At 61.6% G+C, this 20,638-nt stretch carries 19 protein-coding genes; 3 read left to right on the forward strand and 16 right to left on the reverse strand.

Annotated features, from left to right (window positions below):
* Window positions 1-311 precede the first annotated feature (311 nt).
* Complete coding sequence (gene gltA / locus FF124_RS13790) at window positions 312-1,598, forward strand: citrate synthase (protein ID WP_138749071.1); 1,287 nt, start codon at window positions 312-314, stop codon at window positions 1,596-1,598.
* Window positions 1,599-1,779: 181 nt separating this feature from the next.
* On the opposite strand, the gene hflX is transcribed toward gltA, so the two are convergent.
* The 8 genes from hflX to dusB form a co-directional block, all read right to left on the reverse strand.
* Entirely contained in the window at window positions 1,780-3,114 is a 1,335-nt protein-coding gene (gene hflX / locus FF124_RS13795; RefSeq protein ID WP_138749072.1) for a GTPase HflX, read from the reverse strand.
* Between the two features lie 14 nt (window positions 3,115-3,128).
* On the reverse strand, window positions 3,129-3,371 hold the full coding sequence (hfq, locus tag FF124_RS13800; protein WP_024706884.1) for an RNA chaperone Hfq: 243 nt from the start codon (window positions 3,369-3,371) through the stop codon (window positions 3,129-3,131).
* Between the two features lie 172 nt (window positions 3,372-3,543).
* A complete protein-coding gene (trkA, locus tag FF124_RS13805; protein WP_138749073.1) occupies window positions 3,544-4,920 on the reverse strand; it encodes a Trk system potassium transporter TrkA in 1,377 nt (458 codons plus the stop codon).
* Window positions 4,921-4,984: 64 nt separating this feature from the next.
* Window positions 4,985-6,349 (reverse strand): nitrogen assimilation response regulator NtrX, encoded by a 1,365-nt coding sequence (ntrX, locus tag FF124_RS13810; RefSeq protein WP_138749074.1) that lies wholly within the window; start codon window positions 6,347-6,349, stop codon window positions 4,985-4,987.
* Window positions 6,339-8,651: a sensor histidine kinase NtrY-like gene (locus FF124_RS13815; RefSeq protein ID WP_138749075.1), complete on the reverse strand. Its 2,313-nt coding sequence runs from the start codon at window positions 8,649-8,651 to the stop codon at window positions 6,339-6,341. Before FF124_RS13815 ends, ntrX begins: the two co-directional genes overlap by 11 nt.
* Window positions 8,652-8,821: 170 nt before the next feature.
* The gene (gene ntrC, locus FF124_RS13820; RefSeq protein WP_138749076.1) at window positions 8,822-10,276 is read right to left on the reverse strand and encodes a nitrogen regulation protein NR(I); all 1,455 of its coding nucleotides are present in this window, start codon (window positions 10,274-10,276) and stop codon (window positions 8,822-8,824) included.
* Entirely contained in the window at window positions 10,273-11,415 is a 1,143-nt protein-coding gene (locus tag FF124_RS13825; RefSeq protein WP_138749077.1) for a two-component system sensor histidine kinase NtrB, read from the reverse strand. The genes ntrC and FF124_RS13825 overlap by 4 nt, the downstream gene beginning before the upstream one ends.
* Window positions 11,412-12,428, reverse strand: a complete 1,017-nt coding sequence (gene dusB, locus FF124_RS13830) for a tRNA dihydrouridine synthase DusB (RefSeq protein ID WP_138749078.1) — start codon at window positions 12,426-12,428, stop codon at window positions 11,412-11,414. Before dusB ends, FF124_RS13825 begins: the two co-directional genes overlap by 4 nt.
* A gap of 146 nt (window positions 12,429-12,574) precedes the next feature.
* On the opposite strand from dusB, the gene FF124_RS13835 reads away from it, so the two are divergent.
* Together FF124_RS13835 and FF124_RS13840 are read left to right on the forward strand one after the other, a co-directional pair.
* Window positions 12,575-13,786 carry a bifunctional 2-C-methyl-D-erythritol 4-phosphate cytidylyltransferase/2-C-methyl-D-erythritol 2,4-cyclodiphosphate synthase gene (locus tag FF124_RS13835; RefSeq protein ID WP_138749079.1) on the forward strand — a complete coding sequence of 404 codons (1,212 nt, stop codon included), beginning with the start codon at window positions 12,575-12,577 and terminating at the stop codon, window positions 13,784-13,786.
* Entirely contained in the window at window positions 13,783-14,277 is a 495-nt protein-coding gene (locus FF124_RS13840; RefSeq protein ID WP_138749080.1) for a CinA family protein, read from the forward strand. The genes FF124_RS13835 and FF124_RS13840 overlap by 4 nt, the downstream gene beginning before the upstream one ends.
* Here the strand turns inward: FF124_RS13840 and FF124_RS13845 are convergent.
* The 8 genes from FF124_RS13845 to FF124_RS13880 form a co-directional block, all read right to left on the reverse strand.
* On the reverse strand, window positions 14,268-14,714 hold the full coding sequence (locus FF124_RS13845; RefSeq protein WP_138749081.1) for a type II toxin-antitoxin system RatA family toxin: 447 nt from the start codon (window positions 14,712-14,714) through the stop codon (window positions 14,268-14,270). The two genes, FF124_RS13840 and FF124_RS13845, sit on opposite strands and share 10 nt — an antisense overlap.
* A gap of 9 nt (window positions 14,715-14,723) precedes the next feature.
* A complete protein-coding gene (locus FF124_RS13850) occupies window positions 14,724-15,353 on the reverse strand; it encodes a P-loop NTPase family protein (protein WP_246072431.1) in 630 nt (209 codons plus the stop codon).
* A gap of 46 nt (window positions 15,354-15,399) precedes the next feature.
* Window positions 15,400-16,374 (reverse strand): lipoyl synthase, encoded by a 975-nt coding sequence (gene lipA / locus FF124_RS13855; RefSeq protein ID WP_138749082.1) that lies wholly within the window; start codon window positions 16,372-16,374, stop codon window positions 15,400-15,402.
* 59 nt (window positions 16,375-16,433) lie between these two features.
* Window positions 16,434-16,685: a GlsB/YeaQ/YmgE family stress response membrane protein gene (locus FF124_RS13860; RefSeq protein WP_138749083.1), complete on the reverse strand. Its 252-nt coding sequence runs from the start codon at window positions 16,683-16,685 to the stop codon at window positions 16,434-16,436.
* Window positions 16,686-16,756: 71 nt separating this feature from the next.
* A complete protein-coding gene (gene lpdA, locus FF124_RS13865; RefSeq protein WP_138749084.1) occupies window positions 16,757-18,202 on the reverse strand; it encodes a dihydrolipoyl dehydrogenase in 1,446 nt (481 codons plus the stop codon).
* 68 nt (window positions 18,203-18,270) lie between these two features.
* On the reverse strand, window positions 18,271-18,507 hold the full coding sequence (locus tag FF124_RS13870) for an HP1242/YdcH family protein (RefSeq protein ID WP_138749085.1): 237 nt from the start codon (window positions 18,505-18,507) through the stop codon (window positions 18,271-18,273).
* 88 nt (window positions 18,508-18,595) lie between these two features.
* Entirely contained in the window at window positions 18,596-19,234 is a 639-nt protein-coding gene (locus FF124_RS13875; protein WP_138749086.1) for an SGNH/GDSL hydrolase family protein, read from the reverse strand.
* A gap of 26 nt (window positions 19,235-19,260) precedes the next feature.
* Window positions 19,261-20,634, reverse strand: a complete 1,374-nt coding sequence (locus FF124_RS13880) for a pyruvate dehydrogenase complex dihydrolipoamide acetyltransferase (protein WP_138749087.1) — start codon at window positions 20,632-20,634, stop codon at window positions 19,261-19,263.
* Window positions 20,635-20,638: the final 4 nt, after the last annotated feature.

Consider the following 20,638-nt stretch of genomic DNA (forward strand, 5'->3'; position numbering starts at 1 on the left):
GACGCGCCGTCTTCCGGCACGTCGCTCCAGGTCTTCAGACTGTTCCTGTTCCTCTCCCATGCCGGCCGCCCAAACGCAACGTAAGGTATGGTGTAGCGCCCCGTACCAAAATGCAACGTTGCCGACGAAGTCGGCGGGGAAATTTTCCTTTTCAGATCATGAAAAAACTTGCTAAACGCAATTAAACATCATCAATTGCACCGCAACATGAACCACTCAGCGGCTTGGCAGCGGCGCATCGATCCTATACCTAGTTGATACCTTTGATCGTGTATCTCACGCGTACCGCGCTGGAAGATTTGGAGGATAGCATGACGGAAACTGGCAAACTTATCTTGGACGGACAGGAACTGGAACTGAACGTCGAAGCAGGCACCTTCGGTCCAAAAGTGCTCGACATCAATTCGCTCTACAAACAGTCGGGCATGTTCACATACGACCCCGGCTTCACCTCAACCGCATCGTGCAAGTCCACGATCACCTACATCGACGGCGACCAGGGCGTGCTGCTGCATCGCGGCTATCCGATCGATCAGCTGGCCGAAAACGCGGACTTCCTCGAAGTCTGCTATCTGCTTCTGTTCGGCGAACTGCCGACGGCAACGCAGAAGAAGGATTTCGACTTCCGCGTTACCCACCACACCATGATCCACGAGCAGCTGACCCGGCTCTTCACCGGCTTCCGCCGCGATGCCCATCCGATGGCCATCATCTGCGGCTGCGTCGGCGCCATGTCGGCCTTCTACCACGACTCGATCGACATCTCCGACCCGTACAAGCGCGAGATCGCCAGCATCCGGATGATCGCCAAGATCCCGACGATTGCCGCGATGGCCTATAAATACCATGTCGGCGAGCCTTTCGTTTATCCGCGCAACGACCTCGACTATGCGGCTAACTTCCTGCACATGTGCTTCGCCACGCCGTGCGAGGAATACAAGGTCAACCCGATCCTGTCGCGCGCGCTCGACCGCATCTTCATCCTGCATGCCGATCACGAGCAGAACGCCTCGACCTCGACCGTGCGCCTCGCCGGCTCCTCGGGCGCGAACCCGTTCGCCTGCATCGCGGCCGGCATCGCCTGCCTTTGGGGCCCTGCCCATGGCGGCGCCAACGAGGCCGCGCTCAACATGCTCGAGGAAATCGGCTCGGTTGACCGCATTCCCGAATATATCGACCGCGCCAAGGATCGCGACGATCCCTTCCGTCTGATGGGCTTCGGTCACCGCGTCTACAAGAACTACGATCCGCGCGCCAAGATCATGCAGAAGACCTGCCACGAGGTTCTCGGCGAACTTGGCATCAAGGACGATCCGCTCCTGGATGTTGCCATGGAACTGGAAAAGATCGCGCTGACGGACGAGTACTTCATCGAGAAGAAGCTCTATCCGAACATCGACTTCTACTCCGGCATCACGCTGAAGGCGCTCGGCTTCCCCACCACCATGTTCACCGTGCTGTTCGCCCTCGCCCGCACGGTCGGCTGGATTGCCCAGTGGAACGAGATGATCGAGGACCCGGAACAGCGCATCGGCCGCCCGCGCCAGCTCTACACCGGCGCTGCCGAACGCGACTTCGTGGCGATTGCCGATCGCTGATCGGACGCCTGAAAGACGGTCAAACGTCAAAGGCCGGTCCCCAGGGACCGGCCTTTTTCTGTGCGATGTTCCGCGATGGAAAGCGATCCCATGGCGCGGAAGATGGACAAGATGATTGAAATGATCAGGCGCGGCCTCCCCGACGACCGGTTGCCGCCAGAAAACGTCAGATGCCAGGCCGCTATCCGGCCAGCATGCTCTCCAGCCGCTGGGCCTCGGCGCCGGGGACGCGGATATCGAGGCTGACGGAGCCATCCTCGAGGTCGCGGCGCTCGTCGACGAGCGCGTGTTCGTAGATCCACGGCAGAAGGTGAAGCTTGTCGGGCGCGAGCGTGATCGTCGTCTCGGTCAGGACGCCCGCCAGACGCGAGGCAATCTTATCCACGAGGGCATCGACGCCCTCGCCGGTGACGGCGGAAACGCCCATCACAGCCTCGTTGGCCGCAGCCCGCGCCATCAGCGCGTCATGCTCTTCGCGTTCGAGAAGATCGAGCTTGTTCCAGACCTCGATGATCCGCTCGTTCTGGGCCTTTTCGTCAATGCCGAGCTCGCCGAGAATACGCAGCACATCGTCGGACTGCGCGTCGCGCGCGGGATCGGCCATGTCGCGCACATGGAGAATCAGATCGGCTTCCAGCACTTCTTCCAGCGTTGCGCGGAAGGCGGCGACGAGATGGGTCGGAAGATCCGAAATGAAGCCAACCGTGTCGGAGAGGATGACCGTGCGCCCGTGTGGCAGCTTCATCCTTCGCAATGTCGGATCGAGGGTGGCGAAAAGCATGTCTTCGGCCAGCACCCCTGCCCCGGTGATGCGGTTGAACAGGGTCGATTTGCCGGCATTGGTATAGCCGACAAGCGCCACGATCGGATGCGGCACCTTCTTGCGCTTGGAGCGATGCAGCTGGCGCGTGCGCACAACCTGTTCCAGCTCACGCTCGAGCTTGGTGATCCGCTCGCGCAGAAGCCTTCGGTCGGCCTCGATCTGGGTTTCGCCCGGGCCGCCCATGAAGCCGCCGCCGCCGCGCTGGCGTTCCAGGTGGGTCCAGCTTCTGACAAGGCGGCCGCGCTGATAGTTCAGATGCGCAAGCTCGACCTGCAGTCGCCCCTCCTTGGTGGAGGCGCGCTCGCCGAAGATTTCGAGAATGAGGCCGGTTCGGTCGATCACCTTGGCGACCCATTCCTTCTCGAGATTGCGCTGTTGGACGGGCGACAGCGGATGATCGACGATCACCAGGCCGATGTTGCGGTCGTCAAGGATTTCATCGATTTCCTTGATCTTGCCCGTGCCGATCAGCGTGGCCGGGCGCGGTTCGTTGACGGCGACGATCTCGGAGGCAACAACGTCGAGGCCGATTGCGCGGGCAAGCCCGACGGCCTCCTGCAGACGGCTTTCGGGCGCGCGGGACGTGGTTTCGCCCTCGTTGCCGCGTTGGGTCTTGATAACGGGAACGAGAACCAGAGCCCGCGACGAATCCCGGTTCTCATACTCGCTTTCAGGAAAGAATGTATCGGTAATGGAAGATCACCAGATCAGGAGGCGTTGTCATCGTTTTCGAACATCTGCACCGGCTGGCCAGGCATGATCGTCGAGATCGCATGCTTGTAGACCAGCTGGGAATGCCCATCGCGACGCAACAACACGCAGAAATTGTCAAAGGAGGTGACAACGCCCGTAAGCTTTACCCCGTTGATGAGAAAAATCGTGAGCGAGATCTTCTGCTTGCGGACAGTATTGAGAAAAAGATCCTGCAAATTCTGAGAACGTTCCGCCATGGCGCCGCTTCTTTCTTACTCTTGCCGGCCGATAGCCGGTTCCCACCTCATTGCGTTGTTTCCAAGACACGGAAACAACCAGTCAAGTTCTGGTGGTAGCAAATTGACAGCGCTTCCGCAACGGCGAAAACCGCCCGCCTGCCGCAGCGCAGCGCCGCGCACCTCGCGATTATCAGAAATACTGGATGGAAACCCTGAACAATTGTTCCACATGGCGTACGGCGGATGCCACGGCGAACAGAATGACGCGATCATGCGGCTTGATCTTGAGATCGCCGTTTGGACGCAGGATCTCGTTGCCGCGATAGACCGCGCCGATGCGAATGCCCTCCGGCAGGTCGAGATCACGGAACGGCGTGCCAACCAGCGGCGAGGTCGTCAACGCCTCGGCCTCGATCACCTCGGCCGCTCCTTTCTGCACCGCATAGACCGAGCGGATACGACCCTTGCGGACATGCTGCAGCACGCGCGAGATGGTGACGGCGCGCGGGTTGATATAGGCGTCGATGCCGAGCGATTTCGTCACTTCATGGAAAGACGGATTGTTGAGGAGCGCCAGGTTCGACTTGCAGCCGAGCTGTTTGGCGATCACCGAGGCCAGGATATTGGTCTGGTCGTTATTGGTGAGCGAGACCATCAGATGGGCGTCCGGCACATCGGCCTGGATCATGATGTTCTGGTCGAGCGCCGAGCCCTGCAAGACGATGCCGTGGTGAAGCGCATCGGAGACGGCAATGGCCTTCTCCCGGTCGAGTTCAATCATTTTCAGCCGGGTCTTCGGCTGCAAGTCCTCGATGGATTTGGCCACGAAGAAACCGATATTGCCACCGCCGGCAATCACGATCCGCCGCGCTTCCTGCTCCTCATGGCCGAAAAGCGCCAGCGTGCGGCGGATATGCTCCTGCTCGCACACGACATAGACGAGGTCGCCGGCGAGAATCTGGTCCGTCGAGTGTGGAATGATCACTTCCTCGTCGCGGTAGATCCCCGTCACGGTGGCGTTCAGATCGGGAAAGAGCTGGCTCAACTGCATCAGCGGCGTGTTCAGCACCGGGCAATCGTCATTGCACTCGACCGCCAGCATCGCGATCTTCTCGTCGGCGAAACGAACGATATCGGTCGCGCCCGGAAACGAGATGCGCCGCAGCACCATCTTGCCGACTTCGACTTCAGGCGAGATCGTCACGTCGATCGGCATGTGGTCGCGCGAGAACAGGTCCGAATAGTGCGAATGCAGATAGCTCTGCGACCGGATCCGGGCAATCTTGGTCGGCACGTTGAACAGCGAATGGGCCACCTGACAGGCGACCATGTTGATCTCGTCGTGCAAGGTTACGGCGATGATCATGTCCGCCTGGTCGGCGCCAGCCTTGGCAAGCACGTCCGGATGGGCCCCGTGGCCGACATAGCCGCGCACGTCGAGCAGTTCGGTGATGGCGGCAATCAGCGAGGCCGACGTATCGATGACGGAAACATCGTTATATTCCTGGGAAAGGCGTTCGGCGATGCCGAAGCCGACCTGGCCCGCGCCGCAGATGATGATTTTCATAAGACCCCTCTGGGGTTTCTACAATTCCGGTGGCTCAGCGGACCGCAATCTGCCCGGTTTTCCGTCAAATGCCAAGGGACTTCAGCTTGCGGTGCAATGCCGAGCGCTCCATGCCGACGAACTCGGCGGTCCTGGAAATGTTCCCGCCGAAGCGGTTGATCTGGGCCATCAGATAGTCGCGCTCGAAACGCTCGCGCGCCTCTCTGAGCGGCAAGGTCATGATATGGGCGTCACCCGACGTCTGGATCTGCGGCAGCACGTCGGAAAGGTCGGCCGGCAGCAGCTCGGCGCCGATCGGCTGACCGGCATCCTCCTCGCGCGATAGGATCAGCAGGCGTTCGAGATTGTTGCGCAACTGCCGGATATTGCCCGGCCAGTCATGCGCCTGGAGGATGGCCATGGCGTCGTCGCCGATGCGCCGCTGGCGAATGCCGGCCTGCTCGCAGAGCTGGCGCATGATGAAGTCGACGAGGAAGGGAATGTCTTCCCGCCGCTCCGAAAGCGCAGGAATACGCACCGGCACCACGGCGAGGCGATGGAAGAGGTCCTGACGGAACAGGCCGTCGTCGATGCGCGCCCTCAGATCGAGCGCGGTCGATGACAGGATCCGGACGTCGACCGAAACCCTCCGGCTTCCGCCGACGCGCTCGAACTGCTGGTCGATCAAAACGCGCAGGATCTTCTTCTGCGTTTCAAGCGGCATTTCGCCGATCTCGTCGAGGTAGAGCGTGCCGCGGTGGGCGCGCTCCAGCGCGCCGGTCTTGCGCGTGCGACCGCCGCCGGGTTCGACGCCGAAAAGCTCGGTCTCCATGTTCTCGGGCGTGATGGCGGCCGCGTTCAACGCCACGAAGGGCGCTTCGGCGCGCAGGCTCTTCCGGTGCATCAGCCGGGCGACGATTTCCTTGCCCGACCCGGAGCCGCCGAAGATCATCACGCGGCTGTTGGTTGGCCCGACCTTATCGACGGTCTGGCGCAGTTGCGAGATCAGCAGCGACGAGCCGACAAGTTCGTCCGGGTCGCCACTCTTGCGCTTCAGCTCCTCCACTTCCGATTTCAGTCGTGAATTCTCCAGCGCCCGCTCGGCGATCAGCACCAGCCGGTCGGCCTTGAACGGTTTTTCGATGAAATCGAAGGCGCCGCGCTTGATCGAGGAAACGGCGGTTTCGATATTGCCGTGACCGGAGATCATCACCACCGGCAGGTCTGGATAGCGCTGCTTGATCTCTTCCAGGAGCGCCAGCCCGTCCAGCCGGCTGCCCTGCATCCAGATATCGAGAAAGATCAGGCGCGGAACGCGGTCGGCGATCGCGGCAAGCGCGCTGTCGCTGTCATGGGCAACGCGAGTCTCATGCCCTTCGTCGGACAGGATGCCCGAGACGATATCACGGATATCCGCCTCGTCATCGACGACGAGAATATCAGAGGCCATCTTGTTCTTCCTTGTCTGTTTCCTCGCGCATGCGCTCGCCGTCATGAACGTGCGGCAGCTCCACGCGGATCATCGCGCCCCTTCCCCCGGCAAAATCCTCCGGGGCATCATGCAATTCCAGCTTGCCGCCGTGTTCTTCTATGATCTTGCGCACGATCGCGAGACCGAGCCCGGTGCCTTTTTCGCGCATCGTAATATAGGGTTCAAGGATCATGTGACGGTTTTCGATCGGCAGGCCCTTGCCGTTGTCGATGAAGTCGATGACATAGCGATCCCGCGTCTTGTCAAATTCTGCACGCACAAGAATTTTGCGCTCTCCGTCAAACTCGGTTGCCGGAATGCTTTCAATGGCTTCTACAGCATTCTTGAGAATATTTCCGAAGGCCTGCCCGAGCATCCTGTCATCGAAGAGACCTTCGAGCGGTGCGTCGCCGAGCTCGCGCAGGAAGGTGATGTCTGTGCGCCCGATCTCGAGCAGGAACACGGCGTCGGAAAGAATCTGGCGCAGGTCTCCGGCCGATTTCGAGGGCTTGGGCATGCGCGCGAAGGACGAGAATTCATCGACCATGCGCCCGATATCACCGACCTGGCGGACGATTGTATCAGTACACTGGTCAAAGACCTTGCGGTCCTCCTCGTCCTCGATCTTGCGGCCGAAACGGCGCTTGATCCGTTCGGCGGACAGTTGGATCGGGGTCAGCGGATTCTTGATCTCATGTGCGATGCGGCGGGCGACGTCGGCCCAGGCGGTGGAGCGCTGGGCGATAATCAGGTCGGTGATGTCGTCAAGCGTGATGACGTAGGAATTCGAGGCGTCGCGGCTGTCCTCGCGCGTGACCTGGACCGAGAGCGTGCGTTCCTTGCCAAGGCGAAGGAGATTGATCTGCCGGCGGAAATTCTGCCGGCGGCGGCGCATCGCAGCCGTCATCACCATGTCGATCTCGGGCGCGATATCGACAAGCTTGCGGCCGATCAGCTCCTCGCCCTTCACCGCCAGAAGCTCCTCCGCCGATATATTGGCGATGGTAATGGTGCGGCTTTCATCGACGCCAATCACGGCGGCGGTCACGCCGGAAAGCACCGCCTCGATGAAGCGCCTGCGGTCGTCCACCTCATCCTTGGCCAGCAGGATCTCCCGTTGCTGCGCCCGGATTTCGGCGATCATCTTGTTGAAGGTGCTCGACAACCGGCCGACATCGCCATCGATGGTGCGCACCGGCACGGCAACTTTCATGTCGCCGGACGCGACCTGGTCGGCCGCGCCGATCAGCAGGCGGATCGGCAGCACGATGCGGTCGGCAACGGCGATCCCGGTCCATATCGCGGCAAGCAACACGATCAGCGCAAAACCGAGATAGAGCACGCCGAAGGCCACCTGGATCGAGAAACGCCCTTCCTCCATGGTCGAGTATTCGGAGACATTGTCCTCGATCATTCGCATGGCGCCCATCACGTTCGGATCGACTGCGCGGACGGTGTAGAGAAGGCTGTCGGGTATGGCTTCAAGCGCGATGATCGCGCCGACGAGGTTGGTGTCGCCGGGCGGGATCAGCGTCGGCGTTCCGGAGGCCGCCTTTTCCAGCGCGTCATCCGGGATATCGGGCAGCACGGTCTCGTCGCCGAGATCGGCCTGAACGATGACGCTGCCATCGTCGCGCATCAGGAAGGCGCCAAGCAGGCCGCGCCCGCGCGCCTGACGGGTCATCAGGTCGGAAAAACCGGTGCGATCGAGAAAATAGAGCGAGCGGTTGCGCTCCAGATCATTGCCCATGGAGAGCGTCTGCCCCTGCAGATAGCTCGCATTCTCCATCATATAGGCCTGGGCGACGTTGAGCGATGACTGGACGATCGACTGGGTGCGAAGCGCGAACCAGCGGTCGAGCCCGGCATTGAGCGTCAACGTCGCGAAAATCGCCACGACGATCGCCGGCGTTACCGCCACGATTGAAAACAGCGCAACGATGCGAATGTGAAGCTGTGCGGCGGCCCGTCCGCGTTTTCGCGCCTTCAGGAGGCGGAGGACCTCGCGGCTGATCAGGAAGATCATCGCCAGCACAAAGACCGAATTTGCTGCAACCAGCCCGGCGACGACCCGGCCGGTCGGTTTGATCGGCGTCAGGCCCAGCAGGACGAAAAGGGAAACGAAGGCGGTGACCAGAGCGCCGACGACAAGGAACATGCCGGGCGATTTCAGAATGGCGCGCGCGCCGCCGCCGCCATAGGCCGCGTCGCTGCCCGGCGCACCGTCATCATCGGGTTGCGCTCGAAAAAAAACCTCTGCCTTGCCGTCTTCTGCTGTCATGCCTGCCGATCTCAGACGCCCTCTCGCCGAAAAACGGCAAAAGCGCTCAAGGGCACTCGCGGCAAAGGTGAATGCCACCCGCGCGATTCCATCCCTTGGAGAAGGATATGCAACAGAATGTGGCACAAATGCAACGGAAAGCTGGCCGGGAAGCCGCCTTCACAGCATTGTCAGGACGAGCCACGGGAGCTGCGATAGACCGAAACGCCAAGTTCGCGGATTTTCTTGCGCAATGTGTTGCGGTTGAGGCCGAGAAGATCGGCAGCGCGGATCTGGTTGCCGCGCGTGGCCGTCAGCGCCGCGAGGATCAACGGATATTCGACCTCATTCAGCACACGCTCGTAGAGCCCGGGCGGCGGCAGGCTTTCGCCGAAGCTCGCGAAATAGCTGCGCATGTTTTCCTCGACGGCCTGGGCGATTGTCGGCATGCCTGTGCGGACCTGGGCGCCCTCGGCAGGCGCGTCCGGCTGGTCGGCCTGGAGCTCCTGCTCGACGATCTCGCGGGTGATGACCTCCTGCGGATAAAGCGCCATCAGTCGCCGCACGAGGTTTTCAAGCTCGCGCACATTGCCCGGCCAGGGATAGGCCTTCATCGCGTCGATCGCCGCCTGCTCGAAGCGTTTGCCGCCAAGCCCCTCGACTTCGCCCTCATTGATGAAATGACGGACGAGATCGCCGATATCCTCGGCGCGTTCGCGCAGCGGCGGCAGGCGCAGCGGCACCACGTTAAGCCGGTAATAGAGGTCCTCGCGGAACAGCCCCTGGTGGATCGACTGCTTGAGGTCCTTGTTGGTGGCGGCAACGATGCGCACATCGGTGCGGATCGGCGTGCGACCGCCAACCGTGGTGTATTCGCCCTGCTGCAGAACGCGCAGCAGGCGCGTCTGCGCATCCATCGGCATGTCGCCGATCTCGTCGAGGAACAGCGTGCCGCCCTCGGCCTGCTCGAACCGGCCGGAGGAGCGGGTCTGGGCGCCGGTGAAGGCGCCCTTCTCGTGGCCGAAGAGTTCAGATTCGATCAGATCGCGCGGGATCGCGGCCATGTTGATGGCGACGAAGGGGCCGTTGCGACGCTTGCCGTAATCATGCAGCGCGCGCGCCACAAGCTCCTTGCCGGTTCCCGATTCGCCGGTGATCATCAGCGTGAGGTCGGTCTGCATCAGCCGCGCCAGCACGCGGTAGATCTCCTGCATGGCGGCCGAACGGCCGACAAGCGGCATGCCGTCCTGCATGTCATCGCCGAGCGGCGCCGGCTTGCGCTTCGGCTCCGACAGCGCGCGCCCGACAATGGCGATCAGTTCCGTCAGGTCGAAGGGTTTCGGCAGATAGTCATAGGCGCCTTTTTCCGAGGCGCGCACCGCCGTCATGAAGGTGTTCTGCGCGCTCATCACGATCACCGGCAGTTCGGGGCGCGATTTCTTGATGCGCGGCAGAAGGTCGAAAGCGTTCTCGTCGGGCATGACCACGTCGGTCAGCACCAGATCGCCCTCGCCCGAAGACACCCAGCGCCACAGCGTGGCGGCGTTGGAGGTGATGCGGACATCGTAGCCGGCACGGCTCAGCGCCTGGTTCAGCACGGTGCGGATGGCTGCGTCATCATCTGCGACAAGGATCGTTGCTGTCATTGTTCTTTTTCCGTTTTCGGTGCGGCCTCGGCAGGCAGGACATCCTTGGAAACCGGCATCAGGATCCTGAATGTCGTGCGACCGTTCATATTCTCGCATTCGATGATCCCGCCATGGGCGCCGATGATCTTGGCAACCAGGGCAAGGCCGAGCCCCGTGCCGTTCGGCTTGGTGGTGATGAAGGGATCGAAGAGATGCGGCATGAGATCGGGCGGAACGCCCGGACCATTGTCCTGCACGCAGAATTCGAGCGGCAGGGAGATCTTTTCCCGCGTTCCCGCAACAGACATGCGGATGCCGGGTCGGTAGGCAGAGGTCAGGATGATCTCGCCATCCGGCTTGTCGGCGACGGCCTCCGAGGCGTTCTTCACCAGATTGAGGAAGACCTGAACCATCTGGTCGCGATTGGCGAAGATCAGCGGCAGTGACGGGTCGTATTCCTCGGTGATCTTGATGTTGCGGGCAAATCCCGCCTTGGCCAGCGCCTTCACATGGTCGAGCACGGAATGGATATTGAGCGGCACGCGGTCGATCGGCCGCTCGTCGGAAAACACTTCCATGCGGTCGACCAGCGAGACGATCCGGTCGGACTCGTCGCAGATCAGCCGCGTCAGCGCCCGGTCCTCGTCGCTGGCATTGGTTTCCAGAAGCTGCGCCGCGCCGCGAATGCCGGAAAGCGGGTTCTTGATCTCGTGCGCCAACATGGAGGCAAGCCCCGTCACCGAGCGGGCGGCGGCGCGGTGGACGAGCTGCCGGTCGATCTTGTCGGCCATGGAGCGAACCTGGAAGACAAGGACGACGGAGCCCTCCTCGCCGACCGGCGCGACATAGATATCCACCAGCTTGTCCTGGCCGAGACGCGGCGAGGACAGGTCGACGCGATATTCGTTGACCGGCGCGCGGCGCTCACGCACCTGCGAGATGAGGGCGAGAAGCGGGCTGTCGAAGGGAATGAAATCGGAGAGCGCCTTTTTCGCAAGATGCGCGGCGCTCGCCCCGAAAAACACTTCCGCTTCCCAGTTGGTGTAGGAAATGCGGCCGTTCTCCTCGATCAGCACGACAGGATTCTGGATCGCGTTCAGAACTTCGAGGGCGACCATTTCGGCGGCCTTTCGCATGCCGCCATTATCGGTGGTCATGCGGCCTTCCTTTCCCCGCCAGCGCGGGTGAGAAGGTCGGCAAGCCGGGTGACGACCCGATCGGGATTTGTCTCGGTCATGATTTGAGCTCTTTCGACACCCTGACTATCGGGTGCAAGCCGGTCGAGATACCAGCCGAGATGCTTGCGCGCATGGCGCACGCCCACATCCTTCCCGTAAAACGACAGTATGTCCTGATAATGTTCGAGCGCTATTTCAATCTTGAATGCGTGTGGCAGTTCGTCCGCGCCGGCGAGGAAGCCGGCATGCCAGGGCCGACCCTGACAGGCCCGCCCGGCCATCACCGCTGTGATGCCGGGGCGCGACAGAAGGTTGTCGACATCGCCGCGATTTTCGATATCGCCATTGGCGATGAAGGGCACGCTGACGACCTCGGCGACCGAGGCGACGGCATCCCAGTCGGCGCTGCCCTTGTAAAACTGCATGCGGGTGCGGCCATGCACCGTGATGGCCTTGACGCCTGTCTCTTCGGCGCGCGCGGCGAGATAGCGGGCATTCATACTGTCATGGTCCCAGCCAAGCCGCATCTTCACCGTCACCGGCACGCTGACGGCCTTGACCGTCGCCTCAATGATCTCCAGCGCCCGCTCCGGCTCGCGCATCAGCGCCGAGCCGGTATAGCCGCCGACAACCTTCTTCGCCGGGCAGCCCATGTTGATGTCGATAATGTCGGCGCCGTTCGCCTCGGCAATGCGCGCGGCCTCGGCCATGTACGCCGGATCGCGGCCGGCAAGCTGCACGACATGCGGCTTGAGCCCTGCGCCTCTAAGGCGCGCCCAGCTTTCGGCGGTATTGAATGTCAGCTCCCGGCTTGCGATCATTTCGGTGACGACAAGACCGGCGCCGAAGCGAGAGGCCAGCTTTCGAAACGGCAGATCGGTGACGCCCGACATCGGCGCCAGAATGACGCGATTGCGGATCCTGACATTGCCAATGGCAAAAGAATCCGATGGATTGGGATGAGGCAAATGGCTATCTTTCATGCAGCACATCATATTGCCCTATTTTTAGACAAGTCGGTACTCTTTGCCAAGCGATTTCGCCGGCAGTTCACAAAATTTAGGCATATGCTGGAAAATTGGAGCAATCAGGGTAAGTTCGCGCCAACTGGAATCAACTGGCAGGTACATATCTGATCATGACAGCAGGCAAAAGCTTCAATCCCGGCATTGTCGTGGTCGCCGCAGGCCGTGGAGAACGGGCAGGCACGCCCGAGGAAGGGCCCAAACAATATCGCCCCATCGGCGGTATCCCGGTGATTTCGCACACGCTTTCCGGATTTGTCGAATGGGGCGGAGCAACGGCCGGCATTGTCGTGGTCATCCACCCCGATGACGAGGCGCTGTTCCGCGACGCTGTGTCGCATGTGCGCAAGCCCGGCGACATCCGGTTCGTCCATGGCGGCACGACCCGCCAGCAATCGGTTCTGAACGGGCTCAGGGCCCTTGAACCACAGGCCCCGAGCCATGTGCTGATCCATGATGCCGTGCGTCCGTTCTTCGATGCGGCGCTGATCGAGCGCATCTGCACCGCGCTGAAAGCCGGCGACAACGCTGTTCTTCCCGCCATTGCTGTCTCTGATACGCTGAAGCAGGCAGACGCCCGCCACATGGTGGCCGGAACCGTGCCGCGCACCGGCCTTTTCGCCGCCCAGACCCCGCAGGCCTTCGATTTCGGCACGATCTACGCCGCCCACAAAAACGCCGCCGAAGAAGGACGACTCGATTTCACTGATGACGCCGGCATCGCCGAATGGGCGGGCCTTGGCGTGCGCCTGGTCGACGGGCTCGCCGACAATGTGAAGCTGACCTTCCGGAGGGATATCGCCATGGCCGATGAAAAGCTTTCGCGCAACCTGGTTGCCGATATCCGCACTGGCAACGGCTATGATGTGCACAAGCTCGTGCCCGGCGACGGCGTGACGCTCTGCGGCGTGCGCATCCCCCATGACATGACGCTTTCGGGCCATTCGGATGCCGATGTCGCCTTCCACGCGCTGACCGATGCGCTGCTTGCCACCTGCGGCGAAGGCGATATCGGCGATCATTTTCCGCCGTCCGATCCGCAATGGAAGGGCGCGGCCTCGGATATCTTTCTGGCGCATGCGGCGAAGATCGTGCGCGCCCATGGCGGCGTCATCCTCAATGCCGATGTCAGTCTGATCGCGGAGGCGCCCAAGATCGGCCCTCATCGCCAGGCGATGCGCCGCGCGATCGCCGACTGCCTGGGCATTGACCTCACCCGCTGCTCAGTCAAGGCGACCACCAACGAAACGATCGGCTTTGTAGGCCGAAAGGAAGGCATCGCCGCCATAGCGACGGCAAGCGTCAGTTACGGAAACATGCGATGAACAATGCGGATATCGAAGAACGGGCCAGGCTTCTGATCGAGCACTGCACAGCGGCCGGCAAGACCATCGCCACGGCGGAAAGCTGCACGGGCGGCCTGATCATCGGCGCGCTGACCGAAATCGCCGGCTCCTCGGCCGTTGTCGATCGCGGCTATGTGACCTATTCCAACCAGGCGAAGATCGACATGCTCGGCGTCAGCGCCGAAACGCTGGCAACGGCCGGCGCGGTCTCGCGCGAAACCGCGCTGCAGATGTCGGCAGGCGCATTGTGGCGTTCCGGCGCCGATCTCGCTATTGCCGTGACCGGGATTGCCGGACCGAGCGGAGGCTCTGCGGAAAAGCCCGTCGGCCTCGTTCATCTTGCCGCCCGTGATCGTCACGGCCGCCTGCATCACATCGAAAGCCGCTACGGCGACATCGGCCGCGAGGGCATAAGGATCGCCACGGTGCAGACAGCGCTCGGCATGCTGGAGGGGCTTATTCAGTCGTAGATCTTGTCGGCACGGGCCTCGAAGGCCTCGGAGAACTTGCGGAAGGCGCGGTCGAACATCGAGCCCATCATCGCGCCGAGGATGCGGTTCTTGAACTCATAATTGATGTAGAACTGGACCGCACAGGCATCCTCACCCTCGGGCTGGAAATGCCAGCAATTGTCGAGAAAGCGAAACGGGCCATCGACATAGCTGACGTCGATCCGGCGTTCCTCGTGGTTCAGAAGCACCTGGGTGGTGAAGCTCTCGCGGATCCCCTTGTAGCCGACCGTCATATCGGCAATCAGCAGGGTCTTGCCGTCCTTTTCCCGCGAGGAGCGCACCGACAGCGCCTCGCACAGCGGCAGAAATTCGGGATAGCGCTCGACATCGGCAACGAGGGCGAACATCCGGTCGGCGGAATGGTGGACATGTCTTGTGGTCTTGAACTCGGGCATGGTTTTCAGCTAATGGCCTACGCCCGAAAGCGCAAGCAGTTCGTTCATCTCACGGCGCGATTTCAACACGCAGACAGGAACGCGCGCACCGTCCAGATTGATCATGCGCTCCATTTTCGGCGCCGTCTGCTCATTGAAGTTCCAGATATAGCGCAGAAAAGCGAAGTCAAACCGCTCGGGACATCCTGGCGCCATGTCCGCCCTGACCTCGCCATAAGAGCCGGCCATGCGCTTCATCGCACCGAAAAGACTGACGCGCCGCGGCGGCGCCAGCCAAAGCACGAGGTCTGCGCGCCTGAGCCGCGAGGGCATCGTTTCGCAATTATTGCCGTCGAAGACCCAAGCGCCGCCGCTGGCATAGCGTTCAACCTTGGCGATAATGTCGGAGCGTTCCCGCATCACCCAGCCGGGCAGCCAAAATATATCGCGGTCCATAGAGACATAAGGCAGATCGAAGCGGGCGCAGATCCGGCGTGAGAGCGTTGATTTGCCGCTGCCCGAACACCCGATGACCATGATGCGCCGCGCGGTGTGCAAGAGCACCGCTGCTTCCCTGACCGGCACCTGTCTCATGAACTCCCCCAACCTCAGGCTAGGGGATATACAACTCGCCTGCAACTCAGGCAAGTGCTTGATCATGTTAGGGTTAAGGCCGACCGGAGCCGGCAGAGGGAGAAGCCCTACCCTATTCCGCGGCCAACTGCGCCTGCTTCTTCGCCCGGTTCTCGCGCAGCCGCGCAAAGTCGTCGCCGGCATGATGCGACGAGCGCGTCAGCGGGCTTGCGGAGACCATGAGGAAGCCCTTTGTATAGGCGACCGTCTCGTAGGACTTGAACTCTTCCGGCGTCACGAAACTGACCACGCGGTGGTGCTTGCGGGTCGGCTGGAGGTATTGCCCGATGGTGAGGAAGTCGACATCCGCCGTCCTCAGATCATCCATCAGTTGCAGGATTTCGTTCCGCTCCTCGCCGAGGCCGACCATGATGCCGGACTTGGTGAACATGTTCGGATCGAGCTCCTTCACCCGCTGAAGAAGGCGGATGGAATGGAAATAACGCGCGCCGGGGCGAACCGTGAGGTAGTTCGACGGCACGGTTTCCAGATTGTGGTTGAAGACGTCCGGACGGGCCGCAACAACGCGTTCCAGGGCACCGGGCTTGCGCAGGAAGTCCGGCGTCAGAACCTCGATCGTGGTCGAGGGCGAGGCCGCGCGGATGGCAAGGATTACCTTCTCGAAGTGCTCCGCGCCGCCGTCGGCGAGATCATCGCGGTCGACGGAGGTGATGACGACATGGCTCAGACCCATCTGGCTGACGGCCTTGCCGATATTTTCCGGCTCGTGCGGATCGAGCGCGCCGGGGCGGCCGGTGGAGACGTTGCAGAAGGCGCAGGCGCGCGTGCAGATCTCGCCCATGATCATGAAGGAGGCATGCTTCTTGTCCCAGCATTCCCCGACATTCGGACAGCCGGCTTCCTCGCAGACCGTGACGAGCTTGTTCTCCTTCACGATGCCGCGGGTTTCCTGATAGCCCTTCGAGGTCGGCGCCTTCACCCGGATCCAGTCCGGCTTGCGCATCACCTCCGTATCGGGCTTATGTGCCTTTTCCGGATGACGGACCCTTTTGGGGGCGTTGCCAGTCGTATCAAGAAGCGTAACCATCTTTCATCCTTGCGTGCCGCCGAGCCTGAAGGCCCGGACGGCTTTTCTGCAATCCCTTGTCAGCGCTTTATCAGACGCCCGACCCAGATCAAGATCACCGCGCCGATGAAGCCGGCGATGAGGTAGCCGAGCCAGCCCCCGAGGGCAATGCCGAACAGGCCAAGAATGGCGTTCGCGACAATGGCACCGACGATGCCGAGAATGATGTTCATGATGACGCCCATCTCGGACTTCATGAATTTCTCGGCAAGCCAGCCTGCGATACCGCCGATGACGATGGCGGCGATCCAGCCTACACCCTGTTCTTCCATGAAATGCGCTCCCTTCTCTCTTCAGTGTTGAGGCAGGCCTCCTTCTGGCCTGCCCCGCCACCATAAAGGAATCAGGCGTTCAGTGCACGTCCATAAGCGTCCAGCACGCTTTCCTTCATCATTTCCGACAGCGTCGGGTGCGGGAAGATGGTGTGCATCAGCTCTTCCTCGGTGGTCTCGAGGTTCATGGCGACGACAAAGCCCTCGATCAGTTCGGTCACTTCCGCGCCCACCATATGAGCGCCGAGAAGTTCGCCGGTCTTCTTGTCGAACACCGTCTTGACCATGCCCTGGTCCTCGCCGAGCGCAACCGCCTTGCCGTTGGCGACGAAGCTGTAGCGGCCGACGCGGACGTCATAGCCGGCTTCCTTGGCCTTGGCTTCCGTCAGTCCGACGGAGGCGACCTGCGGGTTACAATAGGTGCAGCCGGGAACCTTCAGCTTGTCGAGCGGATGGACGTTCTTTTCGCCCGCCAGCTTCTCGACGCAGATCACCGCTTCATGCTCGGCCTTGTGGGCGAGCATCGGCGGGCCTGCGACGTCGCCGATGGCATAGATGCCCTCGATATTGGTCTTGCAGTAGTCGTCGATGACGATGCAGCCACGATCGGTCTTGATGCCGAGCTTTTCCAGCCCGATATTCTCGATATTGCCCTGGACGCCCACGGCCGAGATCATCCGGTCGGCGGTAATCTTCTCCACCTTGCCGTCCTTGGTTTCCACATGGGCCGTGATATTGTCGCTGCCTTTCTCGACCTTGGAAACCTTGGCTTCCAGCATGATCTTGATGCCGCGCTTTTCCAGACGCTTCTGGGCGAATTTGGCAATTTCGGCGTCTTCCACCGGCATGACCTGCTTCATCACTTCGACCACCGTCACCTCGACGCCGAGCGAACGATAGAAGGAGGCGAATTCGATGCCGATCGCGCCCGAGCCCATGACCAGCAGCGATTTCGGCAGCTTGGCCGGCTTCAGCGCGTCGAAATAGGTCCAGATCAGCTTGCCGTCGGGTTCGATGCCCGGAAGCGCGCGCGGACGCGCGCCGGTGGCAACGATGATGTGCTTGGCCGAATAGGTCCCGGCGCCGAGCGCATTTTTCGGCTTCGGAGCCTGCGGCTCGACGATCTTCTTCTTCACTTCGGAAACGGTGACTTCGCCGGGCTTCGACAGCGTCGCCTCGCCCCAGATGATGTCGACCTTGTTCTTCTTCATCAGAAAGCCGACGCCGGCATTCATCCGCTCGGCAATGCCGCGCGAGCGCTTGACGATGGCTTCAAGATCAGCCTTGACCGAACCGTCGACGGAGAGGCCGTACTCCTTCGCATGGGCGGTGAAATCGAGGATCTCGGCGGAGCGCAGCAGCGCCTTGGTGGGAATGCAGCCCCAGTTGGAGCAGATACCGGCCATGTGTTCGCGTTCGACGACGGCCGTCTTGAGGCCGAGCTGTGCCGCGCGAATTGCAGCGATATAGCCGCCAGGACCGGCGCCGATGACGATGACATCATAGTTCTGGGACACGGGGCTCATCTCCTTTGCGAAGGAGCCGGGCGGCAAGCCCGGCCCAATTAAGGGGATGCCGCGTGTTCTTAGGCGCTCAGCATCCCGTAGATTTCATCTTTCAGAACCATCCGGCGCTTGCGCATGTCTTCCATATGCGTGTCGTCGGTCGGTTCGATCTTCGTTTCCGCGCGATGAACCGCGCGGTTTACCTCGTGATATTCGTCGAGCAGTTTGGCAAAACGCGAATCCTCGACCTTCAAAGCGTGCATCTTGTCGACCAGATCCGGGAATTCATCGGCCAGTTCGTGTGGGGTATTCGACATTGGATATTTCCTCCTGTGATTGAAGACGATAACCAACGCTAACCTTTACCGGGCCCTACTCCTTGATTCCTGTCAAATCCGACGCCATTCACATGCCTAGCATCATCCGCACAATCGGCTCGAGGCCGCGGCCGATCGCCCGCGTATTTGCCGCGTCCAGATGAACACCGTCGATCGGGCTTGCCTTGGCAACCGAGGCCGCATCGTAAAACCCGCAACCCAGTTCGTCGGCGATCTCGCTGTAGTAGGTCGACAACATCTGCGATTGTTCGACCACGCCGTTGAGAAAACCCATGCCGGTATCGTTGGCCGTGGGCACCGCATGCGGCGGCGAGACCACGAGAATGTCCGGGGCATCATCGCCGAAGGAATAGGGATGCGAACGGACGATCTCGATCAGCCGCTTGAGCCCGCTGCGCGCGCCGAACGCGCCGCCGCCCGTCCAGGGCTTCAGGTCATTGGTGCCGAGCATGATGATGACGAGATCGAGCGGCGTATGGCTGGCGAGAAGCGTCGGCAGAACACGCACGCCGTTGCGGTCGGCCGCCGCACCGTGATCGTCATAGGCCGTGGTGCGGCCGCCGAGCGCTTCGGAGAGGACGTGAACGCCCTCGCCCAGAGCCTTCTGCAGCACCATCGGCCACCGGTCCTCATGAGCATGCCGGCCGTTTCCGACCGGATCATGCCCGAAGGTCAGGGAATCACCGTAGCACAGGACTGTTTTCATAGCGCATCATCCCTGCACAAGACCTGTCAGACTAGCATCGACATCGGGTTTTCGATATAGCCCTTGAACGAGGCCAGAATCCGGGCCGCCAGCGCGCCGTCAACGCAGCGGTGGTCGGTCGAAAGGGTCACCGACATCATGGTCGCGATGGTGATCTCGTCGTTCTTGACCACAGCCCGCTTCTCGCCGGCGCCGACCGCGAGGATCGAGGCGTGAGGCGGATTGACGACCGCGGCGAAGTCCTTGACGCCCATCATGCCCATGTTGGAGACCGCCGTGGTGCCGCCCTGATATTCGGCCGGTTTCAGCTTCTTATCCCTGGCGCGCTTGCCCATGTCCTTCATCTCGTTGGAGATGACGGACAACGGCTTTTCCTCGGCCTTGCGGATAATCGGCGTGATCAGCCCGCCCGGAATGGAAACGGCAACGCCGACGTCCACATGCTTGTGCACGACCATGTTGCTCTCCGTCCAGGACACATTGGCTTCCGGAACATCGCGCAGCGCCAGCGCCATGGCCTTGATCACCATGTCGTTGACCGAGAGCTTGTAGACCGGCTTGTCGTCCTTGACCGGGGCCGCCTTGTTGAGCTGGCTCCTGAGCGCAAGAAGGGCGTCGAGTTCGCAGTCCACCGTCACATAGAAATGCGGAATGGTCTGCTTGCTCTCCTGTAGGCGCTTGGCAATGGTCTTGCGCATGCCGTCATGCGGCACGAGCTCGTAGGAGCCTTCCTCGAACAGTTTGAGAACGGCGTCTTCCGACTGGGCCTGCGGGATCGGTGCGGCGGCAGCCTTCTCGCCAGCGGGCGCTTCCGCCTTCGGCGCGGTCTTGCCGACGCCCTCGCTGACGGCCTTTTCGATGTCGCGCTTGACGATGCGGCCGTGCGGGCCGGAGCCGGAAAGGGCTGCAAGGTCGAGCCCCTCTTCCTTGGCCAGACGACGGGCGAGCGGCGAGGCGAAAATGCGCTCGCCGTCGGCCTTGGGTGCTGCCGGGGCCTCGGGTTCGGGAACCGGCGTATCGGAAGACGGGATGCCGCCCTTGGCGACAGCATCCCCGGTCTTCTCTTCCTTGGGCGCCTCGGCCTTGGCTTCCTGCTTGGGCTCTTCCTTTGCGGCCGGAGCGGCATCGCCACCCTCGGCCGCTTCTGCTGCGTCTTCGCCTTCTTCGGCAAGGATCGCGATCAGCGCATTGACCTGCACGCCCTGGGTACCCTCAGGCACCACGATTTTGGCGACCGTGCCCTCATCGACGGCTTCGACTTCCATCGTTGCCTTGTCGGTTTCGATCTCGGCGATCACATCACCGGCCGAAACGCTGTCGCCTTCCTTCACCAGCCATTTGGAAAGGTTGCCCTCCTCCATGGTCGGGGAAAGCGCCGGCATCGTAATCTTGATCGGCATCGAA

It is taken from the genome of Martelella lutilitoris, assembly GCF_005924265.1.
Classification (GTDB): Bacteria; Pseudomonadota; Alphaproteobacteria; order Rhizobiales; family Rhizobiaceae; genus Martelella; species Martelella lutilitoris.